General features: G+C 27.8%; 1 protein-coding gene. It reads left to right on the plus strand.

Going from position 1 to position 424, the window contains the following annotated elements:
- Positions 1–424: AI-2E family transporter (locus tag FUA24_RS08305; protein ID WP_148541274.1), on the plus strand; the 424-nt coding region annotated here is incomplete at both ends.

Consider the following 424-nt stretch of genomic DNA (forward strand, 5'->3'; position numbering starts at 1 on the left):
ATTAGCTTGTTTATTCCGTTAATTATTAAACAAGGGCAAAATTTATCATTATTAAACATCAATGAATTACAAAGTGATATAGAAACACTATACACTGAAATAATTACGTATTTTGATTTACATCAAATTGATGTTGAGCAATCATTAAAAGACTCCAATCTGTTTTCAAAACTAGATTTCTCGGTAATTCCAAACTTTTTAAACTCGGTAATTAGTGGCTTAGGCAGCTTTAGTATTGGGCTTTTTTCGGTGTTATTTATTTCATTTTTCTTTTTAAAAGACAGTCGTTTATTTGAAAACAGCATATTAACACTTATACCTGATAATAAAGAAACACGCTGGAAAGCGTCTTCTGAAAAAATAAAAGATTTACTATCACGCTACTTTGTTGGGCTAATTTTTCAAATACTCATTTTGTTTATTA

Source organism: Seonamhaeicola marinus, assembly GCF_008085455.1.